General features: G+C 55.6%; 1 protein-coding gene. It reads right to left on the bottom strand.

Annotated elements, in window-relative coordinates; genetic code table 11:
* Positions 1-439, bottom strand: a 439-nt coding sequence (rsxB, locus tag EFT72_RS18970; RefSeq protein ID WP_164473227.1) for an electron transport complex subunit RsxB, incomplete at both ends; no start/stop codon positions are given.

The following is a 439-nucleotide window of genomic DNA, read 5'->3' as shown; positions in this document are numbered from 1 at the left end:
GTACAGAGATCACTCATTACCGTATGCATGGCACGGGTAGCGCCAACGATGGCGTCTACCGGACACGCCTGAATACATTTAGTGCAGCCAATACAGTTATTTTCATCAATAACCGCCACCATCCGCGCAGGCGTTAGCTCTTGCGCTTCGCCATCCAGCGGCTGCGGCTCGACATTAAGCAACTCGGCAATTTTTAGCATCACAGCTTCGCCACCTGGGGCGCAACGGTTGATTTTTTCACCGTTACAGCTGATGGCTTCCGCGTAGGGGCGACAGCCGGGATAACCGCACTGACCACACTGGCTCTGCGGTAAGATTTCGTCAATTTTCTCAACGACCGGATCGTCTTCCACCGCAAAACGGCGGGAGGCATAACCCAGAATGGCGCCAAACGCCAGGCCCAGCAGGCTCACGGCGGCAACGGCAATCCAGATAGCAT

The sequence above is a fragment of the Clostridium sp. E02 genome (assembly GCF_003833015.1).
GTDB lineage: Bacteria > Bacillota > Clostridia > Lachnospirales > Lachnospiraceae > Lacrimispora.
Note: the sequence above shows the minus strand (reverse complement) of the source record. Positions and strands in the feature narration are given on the sequence as shown.